Source organism: Streptomyces sp. NPDC019937, assembly GCF_040631655.1.
In the GTDB taxonomy this organism is placed as follows: domain Bacteria; phylum Actinomycetota; class Actinomycetes; order Streptomycetales; family Streptomycetaceae; genus Streptomyces.
Genome location: NZ_JBEYAL010000012.1, coordinates 184978 through 205701, shown reverse-complemented (window position 1 = coordinate 205701; position 20724 = coordinate 184978). Strand labels below are relative to the sequence as shown.

Annotated in this window: 12 protein-coding genes; 2 read left to right on the top strand and 10 right to left on the bottom strand. The window is 72.3% G+C overall.

The window, feature by feature from the left end; genetic code table 11:
- The first annotated feature begins 71 nt into the window (after positions 1 to 71).
- Complete coding sequence (locus ABZ562_RS15045) at positions 72 to 1517, top strand: cation:dicarboxylase symporter family transporter (RefSeq protein WP_361478408.1); 1446 nt, start codon at positions 72 to 74, stop codon at positions 1515 to 1517.
- A 174-nt stretch (positions 1518 to 1691) separates the two neighbouring features.
- Here the strand turns inward: ABZ562_RS15045 and ABZ562_RS15040 are convergent, their stop codons facing one another.
- Positions 1692 to 1886: a hypothetical protein gene (locus ABZ562_RS15040; protein WP_361478405.1), complete on the bottom strand. Its 195-nt coding sequence runs from the start codon at positions 1884 to 1886 to the stop codon at positions 1692 to 1694.
- A gap of 147 nt (positions 1887 to 2033) precedes the next feature.
- Between ABZ562_RS15040 and ABZ562_RS15035 the strand changes: the two genes are divergently transcribed.
- Positions 2034 to 4886: a BTAD domain-containing putative transcriptional regulator gene (locus ABZ562_RS15035; RefSeq protein WP_361478402.1), complete on the top strand. Its 2853-nt coding sequence runs from the start codon at positions 2034 to 2036 to the stop codon at positions 4884 to 4886.
- Between the two features lie 39 nt (positions 4887 to 4925).
- Here ABZ562_RS15035 and ABZ562_RS15030 read toward each other — a convergent pair whose 3' ends face one another.
- The 9 genes from ABZ562_RS15030 to ABZ562_RS14990 form a co-directional block, all read right to left on the bottom strand.
- Entirely contained in the window at positions 4926 to 6356 is a 1431-nt protein-coding gene (locus ABZ562_RS15030; RefSeq protein WP_361478399.1) for a glycoside hydrolase family 16 protein, read from the bottom strand.
- Positions 6357 to 6459: 103 nt separating this feature from the next.
- Positions 6460 to 8652 carry a 1,4-alpha-glucan branching enzyme gene (glgB, locus tag ABZ562_RS15025; RefSeq protein ID WP_361478497.1) on the bottom strand — a complete coding sequence of 731 codons (2193 nt, stop codon included), beginning with the start codon at positions 8650 to 8652 and terminating at the stop codon, positions 6460 to 6462.
- Positions 8653 to 9048: 396 nt separating this feature from the next.
- On the bottom strand, positions 9049 to 10551 hold the full coding sequence (locus ABZ562_RS15020; protein ID WP_361478396.1) for a maltokinase: 1503 nt from the start codon (positions 10549 to 10551) through the stop codon (positions 9049 to 9051).
- Positions 10552 to 11432: 881 nt separating this feature from the next.
- Positions 11433 to 13172, bottom strand: a complete 1740-nt coding sequence (gene treS / locus ABZ562_RS15015) for a maltose alpha-D-glucosyltransferase (RefSeq protein WP_361478393.1) — start codon at positions 13170 to 13172, stop codon at positions 11433 to 11435.
- Positions 13169 to 15163, bottom strand: coding sequence for an alpha-1,4-glucan--maltose-1-phosphate maltosyltransferase (locus tag ABZ562_RS15010; RefSeq protein ID WP_361478390.1), 1995 nt, complete (start codon positions 15161 to 15163; stop codon positions 13169 to 13171). The genes treS and ABZ562_RS15010 overlap by 4 nt, the downstream gene beginning before the upstream one ends.
- Positions 15164 to 15474: 311 nt before the next feature.
- Positions 15475 to 16701 (bottom strand): S8 family peptidase, encoded by a 1227-nt coding sequence (locus tag ABZ562_RS15005; protein ID WP_361478387.1) that lies wholly within the window; start codon positions 16699 to 16701, stop codon positions 15475 to 15477.
- 164 nt (positions 16702 to 16865) lie between these two features.
- Complete coding sequence (locus ABZ562_RS15000; protein WP_361478385.1) at positions 16866 to 17678, bottom strand: pectate lyase; 813 nt, start codon at positions 17676 to 17678, stop codon at positions 16866 to 16868.
- 161 nt (positions 17679 to 17839) lie between these two features.
- A complete protein-coding gene (locus tag ABZ562_RS14995; RefSeq protein ID WP_361478382.1) occupies positions 17840 to 18634 on the bottom strand; it encodes a pectate lyase in 795 nt (264 codons plus the stop codon).
- A 43-nt stretch (positions 18635 to 18677) separates the two neighbouring features.
- A complete protein-coding gene (locus tag ABZ562_RS14990) occupies positions 18678 to 20549 on the bottom strand; it encodes a rhamnogalacturonan lyase (protein ID WP_361478379.1) in 1872 nt (623 codons plus the stop codon).
- Positions 20550 to 20724 lie beyond the last annotated feature (175 nt).

Here is a 20724-nt window from a genome sequence, read left to right as displayed (position 1 = left end):
AAGGCGGTGTGCGAGCCGCACACGGTACAGCGCCGGGACAGTTGGACGGCCGAAGAGAAGGAGGCAGCACCGTGGCTGCGGAGATCACGCCGCCCGCATCGGGACGCACAGAGCCGGAGCGGCCGAAGGCGAAGAAGAAGGAAAAGATCCACTACCTCTACCTCGCCGTGATCGGCGCGGTGGCGCTGGGGATCCTCGTGGGCTTCGTCGCCCCCGACACGGCTGTCGAGCTGAAGCCCATCGGCGACGGCTTCGTGAACCTGATCAAGATGCTGATCTCGCCGATCATCTTCTGCACGATCGTGCTCGGCGTCGGATCGGTGCGGAAGGCCGCCAAGGTCGGCAAGGTCGGCGGTCTCGCCCTCGGCTACTTCATGGTGATGTCGACCGTCGCGCTCGGCATCGGTCTGATCGTCGGCAACATCCTGGAGCCCGGCAGCGGGCTGCACTTCAGCCAGGAAGTGGCGAAGGCCGGTCAGGACCAGGTCGACAGCAGCACCAGCGAGGGCCTGTCCGGGTTCCTGCTGAGCATCATCCCCACCACGCTCGTCTCCGCGTTCACCTCGGAGCAGGTGCTGCAGACCCTGTTCGTCGCCCTCCTCGTGGGCTTCGGCCTGCAGGCCATGGGCAAGTCCGGTGAGCCGGTGCTGCGCGGCATAGGCCACATACAGCAGCTCGTCTTCAAGCTGCTGTCGATGGTCATGTGGCTGGCCCCGGTGGGCGCCTTCGGCGCGATGGCGGCGGTGGTCGGCGCGACCGGTCTGGACGCGCTCAAGGCGCTCGCCGTCATCATGATCGGCTTCTACACCACCTGCCTCCTCTTCGTGATCGTCGTCCTCGGCACGATCCTGCGCCTGGTGGCCGGCGTGAACCTGTTCCTGCTGCTGAAGTACCTGGCGCGGGAGTTCCTGCTGATCCTGTCGACGTCCTCCTCGGAGTCGGCGCTGCCGCTGCTGATCGCCAAGATGGAGCACGCGGGCGTCAGCCGTCCCGTCGTCGGCATCACCGTGCCGACCGGCTACTCCTTCAACCTGGACGGCACCGCGATCTACCTGACCATGACGTCGCTGTTCATCGCCGACGCCATGGGCAAGCCGCTCGCGATCGGCGAGCAGATATCCCTGCTGGTCTTCATGATCGTCGCCTCCAAGGGCGCGGCCGGTGTCACCGGCGCCGGTATGGCGACCCTCGCGGGCGGTCTGCAGTCGCACCGTCCCGACCTGGTCGGCGGCGTCGGCCTGGTCGTGGGCGTGGACCGCTTCATGAGCGAGGCCCGCGCCCTCACCAACTTCGCGGGCAACGCGGTCGCGACCGTCCTGGTCGGCACCTGGACCAAGGAGATCGACAAGGACCGGATGAACGAAGTCCTCTCCGGACGCCTCCCGTTCGACGCCGCGGCCTTCGCGGCCAACGGCGGCGGCCACGGCCCGGCCGTCGAGGACTCCGACGGCGCCGACACCAAGGCGCTCCCCGAGCAGCGTGACGGTGACACGGCCAAGGAACACGTGCCTGCCTGACACCCCACGCCCTGAGCGGCCCTGCCCTCCTGAATCGGGGCAGGGCCGCGGTCGTGTTCCGGCACATCGGGATGGTTCGGCAGTCGTGTCACGCGGCCGCGCCGAGCAAGTGGTGCCCCGTGTCCTCCCCCCGTGGCAGAACACGAGGCACCGGCACAGGGGGAGGAAGGGCGGTCAGCCCTCTCCGTCGGCCACCGGGCGCAGCTGTTCGGGGAGCGCGGTCCATTCGGGGCCGCCGTGCCGCGGCTTGATCCACGCGATGTTGCCACCGGTGTCGATGTACGCCACGCGGCCGACGGCCTCGCGCTCGATGTCGTAGACGAGGTCCCCTATCCGGGGCCTGCGGCGAGTGCCTCCGGCCGTGGTCATGACGCCCAGCGTCCTACGAAGCGCTGATATTCGGCTGATGCCTCGCTGACCTGGCCCTGTCGGTAGGCTGCGGGACTGTCACTTATGAATCTCTGGTACCGACGGGGGCAGCGCGTGGACGGGACCGGGTTACGCCTCTTGGGGCCCGTGGGGGTATGGCGGGACGATCAGCTCCTGGGCCCCACCGCCGCGCAGCAGCGTTCCGTGCTGGCGATGCTGCTGATGGAACCGGGCCGGGTGGTCTCCGTCGACCGGCTGGTCATGGCCATATGGGGCGAGGACCCGCCGGGCTCGGCGCGCAACGCCGTACAGGTCCAGATATCCAAGCTGCGCCGCATCCTCGCCGCCCTGCCCGAAACCGAACTGGCCACCTCCGCCAAGGGCTACTGCCTCACCGCCCCGCGCACGGCCGTCGATCTGCACCGCTTCCGGGACCTGGTGCGCGAGGCACGTGCCGCGCACGACGAGCGGGCCGCCGAACTGCTGCGCGGTGCGCTGCGGTTGTGGCGCGGGCCCGCGCTCGCCGATGTGGCGGGCGGCTGGCTGTCCGACACCGTCGGGGCCGGTCTCGAGGAGGAGCGGCGGGCCGCGATGGAGGAGTGCGCCGCGATCGACGTACGGGCCGGGCGCCACCACGAGGCCGTCGTGCGGCTGTCCGCGCTGGTCGCCGAGCACCCGCTGCGCGAGCGCTCGGTGGCCCTGCTGATGGAGGCGCTGCGCCGGTCCGGGCGGCGGGCCGACGCCCTCGCGCTGTTCCGCGCCACCCGGCAGCGGTACGCCGAGGAGCTGGGCATCGAACCGGGGGAGGAGCTGCAACGGCTGCACCGGCAGGCACTCGACACCCGGCCCGACACCCGGCCCGAGGCCCCGTCCGGCGCCTCATCCGAGCCCCACCCGGCGCCCGAGGTGGCCGACGCGCCCGGGGACACCGACGACACGGCCGCCACCCCCCTCGCCGGTGCTGCCGCCGTGCCCCAGCAACTGCCCCCCGACGTCGCCCACTTCACCGGACGCGAGCGCGAACTCGCGAGTCTGGACGCCCTGCTGCGAAACCCCGGCCGGGCGTCCACCGCCGCCGTCATCGGGGTGATCGCGGGCAGCGGCGGCCTCGGCAAGACCACCCTCGCGGTGCACTGGGCGCACCGGGTCCGCGACCGTTTCCCCGACGGGCAGCTCTACGTCAACCTGCGCGGCTTCGGCCCCACCGGCTCGGCGATGACCGTGGCCGAGGCGGTCCGCGGCTTCCTCGACGCCTTCCAGGTGCCCGCGCACCGCATCCCCGCCACCGTGGAGGCGCAGACCGCCCTCTACCGCAGCCTGCTGGCCGACCGGCGGGTGCTGATCCTGCTCGACAACGCCCGCGACGCCGGGCAGGTGCGCCCGCTGCTGCCCGGCTCGCCCGGCTGCCTGGTGGTGCTGACCAGCCGTAACGAACTCACCGGCCTGGTCGTCGCGGAACAGGCCAGGCCGCTGCCGCTGGATCTGCTCGGCCGCGCCGAGGCGCGCGACCTGCTCATCGGCCGCATCGGCGCCGAGCGCGCCGCCGCCGAACCGCAGGCCGTGGAGGACGTGGTCACGGTGTGCGCGGGGCTGCCGCTGGCGCTGGCCATCGTGGCCGCCCGCGCCGCCACCCACCCCCGCTTCCAGATCGCGGCGCTCGCCGATGAGCTGCACGACGCCCGCGGCAGCCTCGACGCGTTCGAGGGCGGGGACGCCACCACCGACGTCCGGGCCGTGTTCTCGTGGTCGTACCACACCCTCGGCGACGACGCCGCCCGGCTGTTCCGGCTGCTCGGCGTGCACCCAGGGCCGTACATCGCCGCCCCCGCCGCGGCCTCCCTCGCCGGGGTGGACGTCCCCCAGGCCCGCAGGCTGCTGGGCAGGCTCACCCGGGCCCATCTGATCGCCGAGCGCAGCCCGGGCCGGTACGCGTTCCACGACCTGCTGCGCGCGTACGCCACGGAGCTGACCCAGGAGTACGACCCGGCCGACGACCGCCGGGCCGCGCTGCACCGGGTGCTGGACCACTATCTGCACTCCGCCTTCGCCGCCGGACGCGCCTTCACCCCGCACCGGGAGCCGATCGCGCTCGCCCCGGCGCGCTCCGGTGTCACCGTCGAGACGTTCACCGCACACGCCCAGGCCCTCACCTGGTTCACCCACGAACACGCGGTGCTGATCGCGGCCCTCCAGCGGGCCGCGGACGCCGGGTTCGAGACCCACGCCTGGCAACTGGCCTGGACGCTGATGGAGTTCCTGGACCAGCTCGGCCACTGGCACGACCAGCACACCGTCCACCGCGTCGCCCTGGACGCCGCCCGTCGCGTCGCCGATCCGGCCGGGCAGGCCTACGCCTGCCACGGGCTGGGCCTCGCCGATTTCCGGATGGGGCGGTACGAGCGGGCCCGCGGCCATCTGCTGCGCTCGCTCGACCTGCACGGCGAGACCGCCAACCCCATCGGCCAGGCCCGCATCCACGTCGCGCTCAACATGACGGCCGAGCGCCAGGGCCGCGACGAGGAACTGCTGTACCACGCCCGGCGGTCGCTGGAGCTGTACCAGGCGGCCGGGCACCGCAAGGGCGAGGCGTACGCCCTCAACAACCTGGGCTGGGCGTACGCCGTGCTGGGCGACTTCCAGCAGACCCTCGTGCACTGCGCCAAGGCGCTCGCCCTCCTGCGGGAGGCGGGCGACGGGCGCGGGGAGTCGGCCGCCTGGGACAGCCTCGGGTACGCCCACCACCACCTCGGCGACCACCAGCAGGCCATCACCTGCTACCGGCGCGCGGTCGAGCTGCGGCGCGGCCTGGACGAGCGGGTGCGGGAGGCCGAGTCGCTGCACCGGCTGGGCGACGCCCAGCGGACCGCCGGGGACGTGGCCGGGGCGCGCGCCAGCTGGTGCGCGGCGCTGAGCCGCTTCGACGCCCTCGGCCACCCGGACGCGGACCGGGTGCGGGCCGGACTCGCCGGGCTGGGCGAGCCCGCGCCCGGCGAGTCCTGATCAGCCGCAGCGACCCCGATCCGCCGCAGCGATCCCCGGTCAGTCGAAGGGGATGCGGACGGTGGACTGGTTGCCGGTGCCCAGGGTGCTGGTGCCGTTGCCGATGGCGTTCCACACCTCGACCCGGACCTTGCCGCCCCTCAGGTCGCCCAGCGTGCCGGTGGCGGATTTCAGGCCGCGGGACTGCGTGTAGTGCTCGTAGCCCGGGGCCGGATCGGTGGCGAAGTACTGATAGGTCTCGGTGCGGTCCCAGGTGCCGTCTCCGGTGAGGTCGTAGGAGATCCGCGCCTGCTGCCCGTTGGCCACGGTCGTGCCCGCGTCCACGAACAGGTCGAACGCCGTCGAGCCGCCGTTGTAGGTCCGGGTGATGCCGGAGGAGGTGAAGGTCTGCGGCTGGTACGGCGTCCCGTCGTGGTTGGCGCCGCCCGCCGAGGCCAGGGTCGTGGCGCTCGCGGACGTCGAGGCCCCGCCGAGGGCGCCGCCCTGGCCCGGGTAGAGGGTGGCGGAGCCGCCGGGGTCGGTCCCGCCGCCTCCGCCCCGGGTCCAGACCGCCACGTAGTCGACGAGCATGGGGTGCCCGGGGACGGTGGCCGCGGTGGGGGTCGGCGAGCCCTTGACCCCGTCGGGGAAGCCGCCGCCGATCGCCACGTTGAGGAGGATGAAGTAGCCCGCGTGGTCGGTCATGTTCGACCAGGTGGCGGCGTCGACCTGGTCCTGGCCGACGCTGTGGAACTGGGTGCCGTCGACGTACCAGCGGAGCTGGTTGGGCGTGGTCGAGCGGTCCCATTCGAAGCGGTACGTGTGGAACGCGGACTGGCAGGTGGACCCGGGGCACGCGCGGTTGGCGCCGAGGCCGGAGGTCTCCCGGCAGGGACCGTTCGGGCTGACGCCGCAGTGCAGGGTCCCCCACACGGAGTTGAGCCCGTTGACGTTCTCCATGATGTCGAACTCACCGATGCCCGGCCAGTTCTGGTAGTTGCCCCGGTACGGGCTGCCGAGCGCCCAGAAGGCGGGCCAGTAGCCGAGGGCGGCGTCGCCCGTGACGTTCGGCATCTGGATCCGGCCCTCCATGCGCAGCACGCCGCCGGCCGGGGCCTTGAAGTCGGCGCGCTTGGTCTCGATGCGGGCCGAGGTCCAGTTGCCCGCGCCGTCGCGGAGCGGGGTGATGCGGAGGTTGCCGCTGCCGTCGAGGCTGAGGTTGCTGGTGGAGCCGGTGTAGCTCTGGATCTCTCCGGTGCCCCAGTTGCCGGGGCCGCCGGGGTAGTTGTGGCCGGTGTCGATCTGCCAGTTGGCGGCGGAGGGGAGGGTGTTCGCCGCGCCCTTGAAGTCATCGCTCCACTGGAGGTTCCAGCCGGTGGGCGTGGGCGGCACGTCGGCCCGTGAGGACGTGGCGCCGAGGAGGGCGACGGCGGTGGCGGCGCAGGCGGCCAAGGCCGCTCTGAGGGCGGATCTGTGTCTGCGGGGGCGCATGGACGGACCTCCTGAAGGGGGTGTGAGAGCGCTCTCACACCCCTCTTTAGGCGTGTCCACGTCACTCGTCAACCTTTTGAACGAACCCCGGTGCGCGCGGGTCTCAGGCCGGGCGCAGCCAGATCGTGGCCAGCGGCGGCAGGGTCGGCAGCAGGCTGGCCGGGTGGCCGTGGGCGGCCGTCGGCTCGGCCTTCAGCGGTTCCGGATTGAGGACGCCGCTTCCGCCGTACCGCTCGTCGTCGGTGTTCAGCACCTCCCGCCACAGCGGGACCGTGTCCGGCACGCCCACCCGGTACGCCTGCCGCACCACCGGCGAGAAGTTGCTGACGGCCAGCAGCGGGGAGCCGTCCGCGTCGTAGCGGAGGAAGGCGAACACGTTGTCCTCGTGTCCGTCCCCCTCCACCCACGCGAACCCCTCCGGCACCGTGTCCCGCTGCCACAGCGGGGGCGTCGCCGCGTACACCTGGTTGAGGTCGCGGACCAGGTCGCGCACCCCCCGGTGGTCGGGTTCGGCGGAGTACGAGGGGTCCAGCAGCCACCAGTCGGGGCCGTGCCGCTCCGACCACTCCGCCCCCTGGGCGAACTCCTGCCCCATGAAGAGGAGTTGCTTGCCCGGATGCGCCCACATGAAGCCGAGGTACGCCCGGTGGGTCGCGCGCCGCTGCCACCAGTCGCCCGGCATCTTGCTCACCAGCGCCCGCTTGCCGTGCACCACCTCGTCGTGCGAGATGGGGAGGACGTAGTTCTCGCTGTACGCGTACACCATCGAGAAGGTCATCTCATGGTGGTGGTACTTCCGGTGCACCGGCTCATGCGCCAGATAGCCCAGCGAATCGTGCATCCACCCCATGTTCCACTTCAGCCCGAAGCCGAGCCCGCCGAAGCCGCTCGGCCCCACATGGTGGGTGGCCCGGGTGACGCCGTCCCAGGCGGTGGACTCCTCGGCGATGGTCACGACGCCCGGGCAGCGGCGGTAGACCGTCGCGTTCATCTCCTGGAGGAACGCCACCGCGTCCAGGTTCTCCCGGCCGCCGTGCGCGTTGGGCGTCCACTGGCCGGGCTCGCGGGAGTAGTCGAGGTAGAGCATGGACGCGACGGCGTCGACGCGCAGGCCGTCGATGTGGAACTCCTCGCACCAGTAGACCGCGTTCGCCACCAGGAAGTTACGGACCTCCGTGCGGCCGTAGTCGAATTCGAGGGTGCCCCAGTCCGGGTGCGCGGCCCGCAGCGGGTCGGACGGCTCGTACAGCGGCCGGCCGTCGAACTCCGCCAGCGCCCACGCGTCCCGGGGGAAGTGCGCGGGCACCCAGTCCACCAGCACCCCGATCCCCGCCCGGTGCAGCGCGTCGACCAGGTACTTGAAGTCGTCCGGCGTGCCGAGGCGGGCCGTGGGCGCGTAGAAGCCGGTCACCTGGTAGCCCCAGGAGCCGCCGAAGGGGTGCTCGGCCACCGGCATCAGCTCGACGTGGGTGAATCCGAGGTCCTTCACGTACGCGGGCAGCTGCTCGGCCAGCTGCCGGTACGTCAGCCCGGGCCGCCACGACGCGAGGTGCAGCTCGTACACCGAGAACGGCAGCTCGTGCACCCGCCCGCCGTCCCGCCGCGCCATCCAGTCGCCGTCGCCCCAGCGGTGGTGCGAGGCGTGCACGACCGAGGCCGTCGCGGGCGGGCACTCGGTGCGCCGCGCCATCGGGTCCGCGCGCAGCGTGCGGCTGCCGTCGGGCCGGGTGATCTCGAACTTGTACAGCGCGCCCTCGCCGACCCCCGGCACGAACAGCTCCCATACGCCGCTGGAGCCGAGCGAGCGCATCGGGAAACCGGTGCCGTCCCAGTGGCAGAAGTCCCCGGTGACCCGGACGCCGCGCGCGTTCGGCGCCCACACGGTGAACCGCGTCCCGGTCACCCCGTGGTGCGTCATCGGCCGCGCGCCGAGCGCCCGCCACAGCTCCTCGTGGCGGCCCTCGCCGATGAGGTGCAGATCGAGTTCGCCGAGGGCGGGCAGGAAGCGGTACGGGTCGCCGGCCCGCACTTCGGCGTCGTCGTACGTCACGAGCAGCTGGTAGTCGGGTACGGACGTCAGTGGCAGCACCCCCGAGAACAGCCCGTCCCCTTCCGCGCGCAGCCGCGCCCGCAGCCCGGCGGCGACGACGGTGACGGCCCGCGCGTACGGGCGCAGCGCCCGGAACAGCACCCCGCCGCGCACCGGGTGCGCCCCCAGCAGCGCGTGCGGGTCGTGATGCGAACCGGTGAGCAGCCGCTGCCGGTCCTCGCCCCCGAGCGCGGGCGCGGCCCGCACCCCGTGGTCGTCGTACGGCGCGGTCTGCGGCGCGGTCGGTCGTTGCGTGCCGGGTCCGTCCTCCGGGGCGTCCGCCGCCGCTGCCGCCCGAGGCGCCCGCGGCTCGGGCGGCGCGCCGTACGACGGCCGCGAGGTGGGCTTGATGCCCGCGGACTCCGGCGAGGCCGGGTCCCGGCGCGGGGACGCGTCCTCGCGCAGCCCGGCCTCGACGTCCGGGGCGGCGGCCGGGCGGGTCGTGGGGCCGGAGCGGAAGGTGGGCGGGACCGCCGGGCCCCGGCCCGGGCCCTCGTCGGACGGGTGCTGGCTGGACGGCGGTCGTGCGGTCACGGGGTGGTCCTCCCGGGGGTGTCGGAGGTGGTGTCGGGCGTGTCGGGGGTGTGCCGGAGGTGTCCGGCCTCAGCGGGCGGCGGCGGCCAGCCGGCGGATCGCGGCCATCGGGACCGGCAGCCAGTCGGGGCGGTGGCGGGCCTCGTAGAGAACCTCGTACACCGCCTTGTCGGTCTCATGGGCGCGCAGCAGCTCCGGCTCGTCGCGCGGATCCGAACCGGAGGCCTCCGCGTACCCCGCGCAGTAGGCGGCACGCATGCGGCCTGCCCAGTCCCGCGGGGTGTGAGGGCCGCCCACGGCCGCCGCGTAGTCGAAGGAGCGGAGCATTCCGGCGATGTCGCGGACCGGTGGCTGCGGGCGGCGGCGCTCGGCCAGCGGGCGGGACGGCTCGCCCTCGAAGTCGATCAGCGACCACTGCCGCTCCGCCGTCAGCAGGGCCTGCCCCAGGTGCAGATCGCCGTGGATGCGCTGGGCCGCCCAGGTGCGCCCGGTGCGGCCGAGGGCGGCGACGTCCTCGTACGCGGCGTGCAGCGCGCCCCGGTACGGCTGGAGCGCGGGCACCGCGGCGGCGGCCGAATCGAGCCGTTCGCTCATGGCGGCCGCGAGGTGTTCGATCTGCGGACGGCGCAGCACGGAGGCGGGGAGCGCACGGGCCATCGCGAGGTGCACCTCGGCCGTCGCCTGGCCGAGGGCGTGCGCGGCGTCGGCGAACTCGGCCTGCACGGACAGGGCGTCGAGGGCCAGCTGCCAGCCGTCGGTGGACCCGGCGAGGTAGGGCTGCAGGACGCCGAGCGTGAACGGCTCCGGGCGCGGGCCCGGCCCCTCCGGCGGCGGGGCCGCCTCGAACCAGGCCGCGGGGGCGGGCACCCGGGTGCAGCCGGTGCGGGCGAGGGCGAGGGGGAGTTCGAGGTCGGGGTTGGTGCCGGGGCTGACCCGCCGGAAGAGCTTGAGGATGAACGTATCGCCGTACACCACCGAGGAGTTGGACTGCTCGGCCGTCATCAGCCGGGGCGGCAGGACGGACGGGATCGAGCTGGAGGGCTCCCGTACGAAGCGCAGCGGGCCCAGGAGGCCGGGGACCCGCAGCCGCTCCAGCAGCAGCGAGGCGAGCCGGGGGTCGGCCAGCGCCTCGTACACGGTGCGGCCGTCCAGCGGCCCGCCGCTGGGGTGACCGATGAGCGCGGGGGCGAGCGAGGGCGGCAGGGCCGAGCGGACGCCGAGCAGCATCTGGTAGCAGTCGCTGGCGGCCGCGCCACGGCGGTGGCCGCAGCCGAAGCCGTGCCGGTGGCCGGACGGTTCCGGCTGCTGGGCGCGGATGAGCAGATGGAGTAACCCGGGGGCCGCCCCGCCCGGCGGGCAGGGCAGTATCTCGGTCGCCGAGACGAGGGTGAAGCCGGTGACGGGGCGGCCCTTGCCCGCGAACCAGCGCTGCCGGGGCAGCCACTCGGCGAGCAGCGGCGCGAGCGACCCGAGCAGCCCGGCCGGGCCCGTGGCGGCGGGTGACGCAGGGTCGGCTGACGGTGCGACGGTCGGCGGGTGGTGTGCCCCCCGGGAGAATGAAGCTTCCGGCATGGCGTCGCGTCCTTTCCCCGGGCACACGACAGATCAGGGCAAAGTGTCCCGGATTGCGGCGTTGACTGTGCGACGGTGCGGGACGTGTCGGGCGAGGATCGTCCGTACGGCGAGTACGGAGTACGCGATCGGCTCCGCCGGTGGCGGTACGTAGTCAGAGTGCCCATGAAGCCCTGACGAAAACGCCCCAGCCGACCGGAGCGGAAGCCTTTTCCCCACCCCGCCCCCGGGGCACAGCCCCGGCCCCTCTTCGGGGCTCCGCCCCGCACCCCGGCCCCGGGCCCCAGCCCGGACCCCGGCCCGGGCTTGGCCCCGGCCCCCGGCTTGGGGCTGCGCCCCGGGCCTCGGCTTAGGTCTGAGCCCCGGGCCCCCACCGGAACCGTCCCGCGCCCCTTCGGGGCTGCGCCGCCGGGCCCCAGCTCGGGCTCGGCCACGGCCCCCGGGTTGAGGCTGCGCCTCGGGGCCCGGGCTCGGGGCTGCGCCTGGGGCGCCGGTCCTGGCTTGGCATCGCCCCCACCTCGGGGCCGCGTCCCGGGCCGCGGCTTGGGTTGCGCTCCGGGTCCCCACCGGGGCTCCGTCCCGCGCCCCGCCTCGGGGCTCGGCCCGGGGCCCCACCGGGGCCGCCCCGCACCCCTCGGGGCTGCGCCCGGGGCGCCGGTTTGGTCTTGGTCCCGCACTCCGGCTCGAGGCTTCGCCCCGGGGTCCGGGCTTGGGCTCTGCCCGGGCCCTCGCCTCGCCCCGCTCGGGGCGCAGCCAGCAGCCCCGGGCGCCCGCCCGGTCCCGGGGGCCGCGGGGCCACGGTGCGGCCGGGTTCCGGACCGGCGGCGCGGTCCGCAGAGCGGAGTCCGGGGCGGGGTCGGGGACAGTGCGCCGGGTGCCCGTTACAGCGGGGGGCGGTGGGGGGTGGGGTCGGCTGGGCGTAGGCGGAACCAGTAGAAGCCGTGGCCCGCCATGGTGAGCAGGTAGGGGAGTTCGCCGATCGCGGGGAAGCGGACGCCCCCGATCAGCTCGACCGGGTGGCGGCCCGCGAAGGACTGGAGGTCCAGTTCGGTCGGCTGGGCGAAGCGCGAGAAGTTGTGCACGCACAGCACCAGGTCGTCCTCCCCGTCCCGGGTCCGCGGGGCCTCGCGCAGGAAGGCGAGGACGGCGGGGTTGGAGGAGGGCAGCTCGGTGAAGGAGCCCAGTCCGAAGGCGGGGTTCTGCTTGCGGATCTCGATCATCCGACGGGTCCAGTGGAGCAGCGACGAGGGGCTGCTCATGGACGCCTCGACGTTGGCCACCTGGTAGCCGTAGACCGGGTCCATGATCGTGGGCAGGAAGAGCCGCCCCGGGTCGCAGGAGGAGAAGCCCGCGTTGCGGTCGGGGGTCCACTGCATCGGGGTGCGCACGGCGTCGCGGTCGCCGAGCCAGATGTTGTCGCCCATGCCGATCTCGTCGCCGTAGTAGAGGATCGGCGAGCCGGGCAGTGACAGCAGCAGCGCGGTGAACAGCTCGATCTGGTTGCGGTCGTTGTCCAGCAGGGGGGCGAGCCTGCGCCGGATGCCGATGTTGGCGCGCATCCGCGGATCCTTGGCGTACTCCGCGTACATGTAGTCGCGCTCTTCGTCGGTGACCATCTCCAGCGTCAGCTCGTCGTGGTTGCGCAGGAAGATGCCCCACTGGCAGCCGGACGGGATCGCGGGGGTCTTGGCGAGGATTTCCGAGACCGGGTAGCGGGATTCGCGGCGCACCGCCATGAAGATGCGCGGCATGACCGGGAAGTGGAAGGCCATGTGGCATTCGTCGCCGCCCGCCTCGTAGTCGCCGAAGTAGTCGACGACGTCCTCGGGCCACTGGTTGGCCTCGGCCAGCAGTACGGTGTCGGGGTAGTGGGCGTCGATCTCGGCGCGGACCCGCTTGAGGAGTTCATGGGTGCGGGGGAGGTTCTCGCAGTTGGTGCCCTCCTCCGCGTACAGATACGGCACGGCGTCGAGCCGGAATCCGTCGATGCCGAGGTCCAGCCAGAAGCGCAGGGCGGCCAGTACCTCTTCCTGGACGGCCGGGTTCTCGAAGTTGAGGTCCGGCTGGTGCGAGAAGAAGCGGTGCCAGTAGTACTGCTTGCGTACTGGATCAAAGGTCCAGTTGGACGTCTCGGTGTCGACGAAGATGATGCGGGCGTCCTGGTACTGCTTGTCGTCGTCGGCCCAGACGTAGTAGTCGCCGTACGGTCCGTCCGGATCGCTGCGGGACTCCTGGAACCACGGATGCTGATCGCTGGTGTGGTTCATGACAAAGTCGATGATGACGCGCATGCCGCGCTGGTGCGCGGCGTCCACGAACTCGACGAAGTCGGCGAGATCCCCGAACTCCGGCAGCACGGCCGTGTAGTCCGACACGTCGTAGCCGCCGTCGCGCAGCGGGGAGGCGAAGAAGGGCGGCAGCCAGAGGCAGTCGACGCCGAGCCACTGGAGGTAGTCGAGTTTGGCCGTGAGTCCCTTGAGGTCGCCGATGCCGTCGCCGTTGCTGTCCTGGAAGGAGCGGACCAGGACCTCGTAGAAGACGGCGCGTTTGAACCAGTCGGGGTCGCGGTCCTTGGCCGGGGTGTCTTCGAACTTGTCCGGTACGGGCTCGTTGACGATCATGTTGTGGGTGACCCTCCGATCGGTGAGGACGGTCGCAGGGAGAGCACGTGCGCGGGAGCCATGTCACGGCCCGGCTCCAGGCGCACGTAGTTGTCCCTGCCCCAGTGATAGGTCTCGCCGGTGAGCTCGTCGCGCACCGGGACGGACTCGTGCCAGTCGAGGCCGAGTTCCGGCATGTTCAACGAGACCGTCGCCTCCTGGGTGTGGTGGGGGTCCAGGTTGACGACGGTGAGCACGCACGAGTCGCCCGTGCGCTTGGAGTAGGCGATGACGGAGTCGTTGTCGGCGTGGTGGAATCGCAGGTTGCGCAGCCGGCGCAGGGCGGGGTGCCGCCGGCGCAGCCGGTTGAGCCGGGTGAGGAGCGGGGTGAGCGTCGTGTCCGAACGCTCCGCGGCCGCCCAGTCGCGCGGGCGCAGCTGGTACTTCTCCGAGTCCAGGTACTCCTCGCTGCCGGCGCGCAGCGGGGTGTTCTCGCACAGCTCGTAGCCCGCGTAGACACCCCAGGTGGGGGAGAGGGTGGCGGCGAGGACGGCCCGTACCGCGAAGGCCGGGCGGCCGCCGTCCTGGAGGTAGGCGTGGAGGATGTCGGGGGTGTTGACGAAGAAGTTGGGCCGCATCCAGGCGGCCGCGTCCCCGGACAGCTCGGTGAGGTAGTCGGTCAGCTCCTGCTTGCCGTTGCGCCAGGTGAAGTACGTGTACGACTGCTGGAAGCCGATCATGCCGAGGGTGTTCATCATCGCGGGCCGGGTGAAGGCCTCGGCGAGGAAGATGACGTCGGGGTCGGTGCGGTTGATGTCCCCGATCACCTTCTCCCAGAAGACCACGGGCTTGGTGTGCGGATTGTCGACCCGGAAGATCCGCACGCCGTGGGACATCCAGAACCGCAGCAGCCGCTCGGTCTCGCGGACGAGGCCGGGGAAGTCGGCGTCGAAGGCGATGGGGTAGATGTCCTGGTACTTCTTGGGCGGGTTCTCGGCGTACGCGATCGTCCCGTCCGCGCGCCGGTGGAACCACTCGGGGTGCTCGGTGACCCAGGGGTGGTCGGGGGAGCACTGGAGCGCGAAGTCGAGCGCCACCTCCATGCGCAGCTCGCGCGCCCGGGCCACGAAGTGGTCGAAGTCCTCCAGGGTGCCGAGGTCGGGGTGGATCGCGTCGTGGCCGCCGTCCGGTGAGCCGATCGCCCAGGGGGAGCCGACGTCGAAGGGGCCGGCGGAGAGGGTGTTGTTGGGGCCCTTGCGGTAGGCGGTGCCGATGGGGTGGATGGGCGGCAGATAGACGACGTCGAACCCGGCGGCGGCGACGGCGGGCAGCCGCTCGGCGGCGGTGCGCAGCGTTCCGCTGACCGGCCGCCGGCCCTCCTCCACCTTGGCGCCCTCGGAGCGCGGGAACAGCTCGTACCAGGAGCCGAACAGCGCGCGCTCCCGCTCGACCTGGAGCGGCATCGGGCGCGACGCGGTGACCAGTTCGCGCAGCGGATGGCGGTCGAGGGCGGCGGTGACGTCGGGGGCGAGGGTGGCGGCGAGCCGGTCGGCGACCGGGCGGCGCTCGTCGCGCAGCGCGTCGACGGCGCCCAGCACCGCCTCCCGGCCGTCGTTCTTGGGCACTCCGGCCGCGGCTCTCTCGTGCAGCCGGGCACCTTCCTCCAGCACCAGGTCGGTGTCGATCCCGGCCGGGATCTTGATGCGGGCGTGATGGCGCCAGGTGGCGACGGGGTCGCTCCACGCTTCGACCGTGTACGACCAGCGGCCGGGCGAGGTGGGGGTGACCTCGGCGCCCCAGCGGTCGGTGCCGGGGGCGAGTTCGCGCAAGGGTGTCCAGGGCCCCGACCGTCCGGCCGGGTCGCGGAGGACGACATTGGCGCTGACCGCGTCGTGGCCCTCCCGGAAGACGGTGGCGCTGACCTCGAAGGTCTCACCCACGACTGCCTTGGCGGGGCGGCGGCCGCAGTCGATCAGCGGACGGATATCCAGAAGGGGAATACGACCGATCATAGGATCACCTGACGGCGTTGCGGGCTGATGAGCAGAGGGCGCTTGATGGTCGGCGGCGGCTTCTGTCCTTTGTATAGGCTTTACCGCCGGACGATGGGTTGCGGGCATGACAGCTCCTGTCCGCGTTCACTCTGGTGGGCGGATGAGGTCGGCCATGGGGGCGCGTTCGGGAAGCCTTCCCATCGGACACCCGGAGACAATCCGGGTTCCCGTTAACTACCGGTTCGTAACGCGGGGTGCATGGTTCGGCCCCGCGCGTATCCGTGCGGGGCCGATGATATGACCGCAATCTATGGTTGTCAGATGGTCTGTCAGTCTCCGATGCGCAGCAGGCGGTTCGGCGAACCGCGCCCGGCGTTCCGTACCGCGCCCTTGGACGACTCGGCCAGCAGCGCCGCGCTCACCCGGGCCGGGCTCGCCGCGGGGTGGGCGGCGAGGTAGAGCGCCGCCGCGCCCGCGACGTGGGGCGCCGCCATCGACGTCCCCGACAGCGTCGCGGCCGCCGTATCGCTCGCGTTGGAGGCCGAGACGATCCGGTCGCCGGGCGCGAACAGGTCAACTGCCGGGCCCCAGTTGGAGAACGGCGAGCGGCGGTCGGCCCGGTCCGTCGCGCCCACCGTGATCGCCTGCTCCACCCGGCCCGGCGAGAAGGAGCCCGCCGGCCGGTCCGCGTTGCCCGCAGCGACGGTGAAGGTGAGACCGGCGCGTATCCCGGCGCGTACGCCCGCGTCCCACTCCGGGACCGGCCCCGCGACCGCCGCCCCCAGGCTCAGGTTGACCACCGCCGGCTTCCGGGCGTGCTTCAGCACCCAGTCCAGACCGGCCAGCACCTCGGCGCTGGTGCCCTCGCCCCGGTCGTCCAGCACCCGTACGGCGACGATGTCCGCCCGCTTCGCCACCCCGTACTGCGTGCCCGCGGCGGTCGCGGCCACATGGGTGCCGTGGCCGTCGCCGTCCTGCGCGACCGGGTCGTCGTCCACGAAGTCCCAGCCGGAGCGGGCCCGGCCGCCGAAGTCCCGGTGGCTGGTGCGCACCCCGGAGTCGATGACGTAGATCGTCGTCCCGCGCCCGCCGCCGGCCGGTGCCGTGTACGACCCGTCCAGCGCCCCGGTGGGCTGGTCGACCCGGTCCAGACCCCACGACGGCGGATACGCCTGGGTGGCGCTGGGGGCGGCGGTATCGGCGGCGGCGCGCAGCGACACCTCGGCGTCGCGGGTGACCGAGGCGACGGCCGGGTCCGCCGCGAGCCGCCTCGCCTGCGCCTCGTCCGCCCGCACGGCGAAGCCGTTCAGCGCGCTGCTGTACGTACGGCGCACCCTCGCCCCGTACTTCTCCACGATGCCCTTGCCCCGCGCGGACGACGCCGACGGCGCCCCCGCTCCCCGTTGCAGCGTCACGATGTAGGTGTGGCGCGCCCCCGCGCCCGCGGCCTGGGCGGGCAGCGCCCCGCCCGCGCCCAGCACCACCGCGGCGGCGGCCAGCGCCCCGGCCGTCCGGCGGCGGCCTCTGCTCCTCCTGGTGCTCCTCCTGTGCGCCATGGACGATCCCTCCCCGGCCCTCCCCGATGCGGCAGGCGCCAGGGTCTCGTGGGGAGGGGACCCCGGCAAGTGCGCATCAGGGGGCGGAACCGGCGCGCCGCGCCCGCCCCCGGGGAGGGGGCGGGCGCGGCGCGCGGTGAACCGTTCGACGCCCGCGGACGCGCCTACTTGTAGGTGATGTCGGACTCCTTGTAGAGGCAGGTCTTGGCGTCCGGGCCGGAGCCGGTCTCCTCGGGCTCCTCACCGGTGTCGTTGCCCTTGAAGCGGACGCAGGGGCCGATCTTCTTCTTCGCGTCGCCGATGATCGTGATGTTGCTGAGCTTCGCGGTGTCCCCGAAGTTCTCGTTGACGCCGACCAGCGACTTGCCCGGAGCGGTCACCTCCACGCCGTCCACCACGACCGCGCGCTTCTGCTGCTTGGAGCAGTTGCCGCACGAGCGGTAGAGCTTGCCGAAGTCCTGCACGGCGAAGTCGCGGATGGTGAGCGTGCCGCCGCCGTTGTGCTGGAAGACCTTGTCGTCGGCCTTGCGTGCGCCGCCGCCCTTGACGGTGTACGTGGCGTCGGCGCCGCCCAGGAAGGTGGCGGCGTCCTCGCCGACGTCCTCCCACCAGACGTTCTGCAGGGTGCAACTGCCCTCGCAGTGGATGCCGTCGGCGGCGGGGGAGCCGATGACGACGTTCTTCAGCGTGGCGCCGTCGGCCAGCTCGAACATCGCGGGCTGGCCCTCGTCCTGGCCGCCGTCGCCGAGTTCGCCCTCGCCGACGTAGCGCAGCATCTTGCCGTCGACGACCCCGGAGATCTTCTGCGTCTCGCTGACCGGCTTGTCGTCACCGGGGGTGGGCCACTCTGCGGACGCCGAGGCGGAGGAGAGCATCGTCCCGGCCGTGATCGCGCCGATGGTGAGGGCGGCGGCGCCGAGGCCGCCGATCAGGGCGCGCTTGCGGGTGGGACGCGGTCTGTGGTGCTGCCGTGCCATGTGTATCCATTCCGTGGGGGAGTGGGGGGAGTGGGGGGAGTGGGGGGATGATGTACGCCCTGAAGTCGCCGCCGGTCCGGAAGACGTTGCCGCCCGGCCCGCGAAAAAATCACGGACCGGGCGGCGGACCTCATCTACGTGCGATGCCTACGTGCGGGCGCCTACTTGTAGGTGATGTCGGAGGCGCTGTACTTGCAGTACGTGCCGTCCGCGTCCTTGCCGTTCTCGGTCGGCTCCTTGCCCGTGTTGTTCCCGATGTACTTCTGGCACGGGACGATCTTCTTGCTGCTGTCCCCGATGATCGTGATCTTGCGCAGGGTCAGCGAGTCGCCGTAGTTGGTGTTGATCCCGCCGATGGCCTTGCCGGGGGCGGTGACCTCGGTGTTGCTCACATTGATCGTGCGCTTGTACTGCGACGAGCAGTTGCCGCACGAGCGGACCAGCTTGCCGAAGTCCTGCACGGCGAAGTTGGAGATGTTGAGCGTGCCGCCGCCGTTGAACTGGAAGACCTTGTCCGAGGCCTTGCGGGCGCCGCCCCCGATGACGTTGTACGTCTTGCCGGTGCCGCGGAAGGTGGCGGCGTCCTCGCCGACGTCCTCCCACCAGACGTTCTGCAGCGTGCAGCTGCCCTTGCAGTGGACGCCGTCGGCGGCCGGGGAGCCGATGATGACGTTCTTGAGGGTCGCGCCGTCGGCCAGCTCGAACAGCGGGTCCTGGTCCTCGTTCTGACCGCCGGTGCCGAGGTCGCCGGAGCCGTAGTAGCGCTTCATGCCGCCGTCGGTGGTCCCGCTGACGGGGATCGTCTTGGTGACCGCCTGCGGGGTGCCGCTGGGCGAGGGCCAGGTGGCGGCCGACGCGGCCGGCAGGGAGAGACCCGTGGTGATCGCGCCCGCGGTGAGGGCGATGGCGCCGAGTGCGCCGCCGATCGCCCGCCGTCTCATGCGTGGTTCAGCCATGTCACAGCTCCTTGTGCGGAAGGGATGTACCGGGGAAAGGGGGTCAGGGGGTGGTGATCGACGGCCGCGGAGGGGTGGCCATCTTGTCGCCGAGGAAGAAGCTGGGGTGCGGCGGCTGGTTGTAGGCGGTGTTCTGCCAGGCCAGCGCCTCCCGGTACTGCCGGTCGTGCAGCAGCGTGGTGATCCGCCGGTCGGTCTCGTACGGCGTGGAGTAGATCCGCAGCGCCTTGTTGTCGCTGGTCGGCCAGATCACCTCCTCACGCCAGTCGCCGAGGATGTCGCCGGACAGCGACGGATTGGCCTTGGTGCCGTTGTTGGAGTGCACCCCGGAGCCGGTGAGCTGCCGGGTCTCGCCCGACGTGCCGTACTTGTCGATGTGCGTACCGTCCAGCAGCTCGCGCACCGGGTCGCCGTCCCACCAGGACAGGAAGTTCATGGACGACGGCTTGCGGCCCTTGGCGGCACCGGAGGCCGAGCGGATCTGGTCGTCCTTCGCGGACCACATCTCGGCGCCGTCGTTGCCCGCCCAGATGTCACCGGCCACCCCGCGCCCGTTGTCGCCACTGGCCGGGGTCGTCCAGAGCACCTGGCCGGTCCTGGCGTCGGCCAGGTACGAGGACGGCTTGGAGGAGTCCTCGTCCACCTTGAAGTACTCCAGGCCCGGCCGGGACGGGTCGAGGTCGCCGAGGTGGGCCGCGTCGCCGTGGCCGTTCTTCGTCGTCCACAGCCCGGAGCCGTTGTCGTCCACGGCCATCGAGCCGTAGACGATCTCGTCCTTGCCGTCGCCGTCCACATCGCCGATCGCCAGCGCGTGGTTGCCCTGCCCGTCGTAGCCCTTGCCGCTGTTGGTGGAGCTGTTCGTGTCGAACGTCCACTTGCGGGTCAGCTGGCCGCCCTTGAAGTCCCAGGCGGCGATGACGGTGCGGGTGTAGTAGCCGCGCGCCGCGATCAGGGAGGGCGTGGAACCGTTCAGATACGCCGTCCCGGCCAGGAAGCGGTCCACCCGGTTGCCGTACGAGTCGCCCCACGAGGAGACCGTGCCGCGCGCCGGGACGTAGTCCATGGTGGACATCGCGGCGCCGGTGCTCCCGTTGAACATCGTCAGGAACTCGGGGCCGCTCAGCACGTAGCCGCTGGAGTTGCGGTAGTCGGCGGACGCGCTGCCGATCGTCCTGCCCGTGCCGTCGACCGTGCCGTCCGCGGTCTTCATCGCGACCTCGGCCCGGCCGTCGCCGTCGTAGTCGTACACCTGGAACTGGGTGTAGTGCGCGCCGGAGCGGATGTTGCGGCCCAGGTCGATGCGCCACAGCCGCTTGCCCTGGAGGGTGTAGCCGTCCACGATCGTGTTGCCCGTGACGCCGGACTGCGAGTTGTCCTTCGCGTTCGTCGGCTGCCACTTGAGGACGAGATCGAGGTCGCCGTCGCCGTCCAGGTCGCCCACGGAGGCGTCGTTGGCCTCGTACGTGTAGTCGGACCCGGCGGCCGGGGGCGAGATCGGGACATCGAGGTAGCCCGAGCGGAACGGGAGGGCGGCGGGGGAGGCGGCCTGCTCCGCGCCGTTCACCACGGCGCGCACCGTGTACGTCTCCGTGGCCGCCGCGCCCTTGTCCAGGTAGTTGGTCGAACCCGTGATCGGGGACGCGTTGACCTTCGTGGATCCGCGGTAGACGTTGAAGGCGACGTTGGACGGGTCGGTCGCCAGCCAGCGCCAGCTGACCAGGTTGTCGCTGCCCGAGCGGACGCTGACCAGGCCCCGGTCCAGCTTCTCCAGCTGGGCGGCCGCGGCCTTCGCCCCGGCCTGCTTACCGGTCTCGTTCGCCGTCTCGGCGGCTCCCGAGACGCCCGCCAGACCGGTGACGGTCAGCGCGCCCGCCGCGAGCGCCGCGGCCAGCGTCCGCGGGCGGCCGAGCGGCACGCGCGCGGCGTGTCCGGTCGGATGACCTGGTGGGGGCTGCGATCTGTCCCGGGTACGCACGGGGCCTCCAAGGCATGGGGGGAAGTGAACGCCCCCTAGTCGTCGCCCTGGCCGGAAAGGTTGCCGCCTCCCGACCGAACTTCAAGGGGCGAGGGGGTGTCTTGTCGGCCAGGCG

Excerpts from the sequence above, each read along its gene's own strand:
- ABZ562_RS15030 (WP_361478399.1), bottom strand. The coding sequence starts at position 6,356 with ATGCGCCCCCGCAGACACAGATCCGCCCTCAGAGCGGCCTTGGCCGCC.
- ABZ562_RS14995 (WP_361478382.1), bottom strand. The coding sequence starts at position 18,634 with ATGGCTGAACCACGCATGAGACGGCGGGCGATCGGCGGCGCACTCGGC.
- ABZ562_RS15010 (WP_361478390.1), bottom strand. The coding sequence starts at position 15,163 with ATGATCGGTCGTATTCCCCTTCTGGATATCCGTCCGCTGATCGACTGC.
- treS (WP_361478393.1), bottom strand. The coding sequence starts at position 13,172 with ATGATCGTCAACGAGCCCGTACCGGACAAGTTCGAAGACACCCCGGCC.
- ABZ562_RS15020 (WP_361478396.1), bottom strand. The coding sequence starts at position 10,551 with ATGCCGGAAGCTTCATTCTCCCGGGGGGCACACCACCCGCCGACCGTC.
- ABZ562_RS15040 (WP_361478405.1), bottom strand. The coding sequence starts at position 1,886 with ATGACCACGGCCGGAGGCACTCGCCGCAGGCCCCGGATAGGGGACCTC.
- ABZ562_RS15005 (WP_361478387.1), bottom strand. The coding sequence starts at position 16,701 with ATGGCGCACAGGAGGAGCACCAGGAGGAGCAGAGGCCGCCGCCGGACG.
- ABZ562_RS15000 (WP_361478385.1), bottom strand. The coding sequence starts at position 17,678 with ATGGCACGGCAGCACCACAGACCGCGTCCCACCCGCAAGCGCGCCCTG.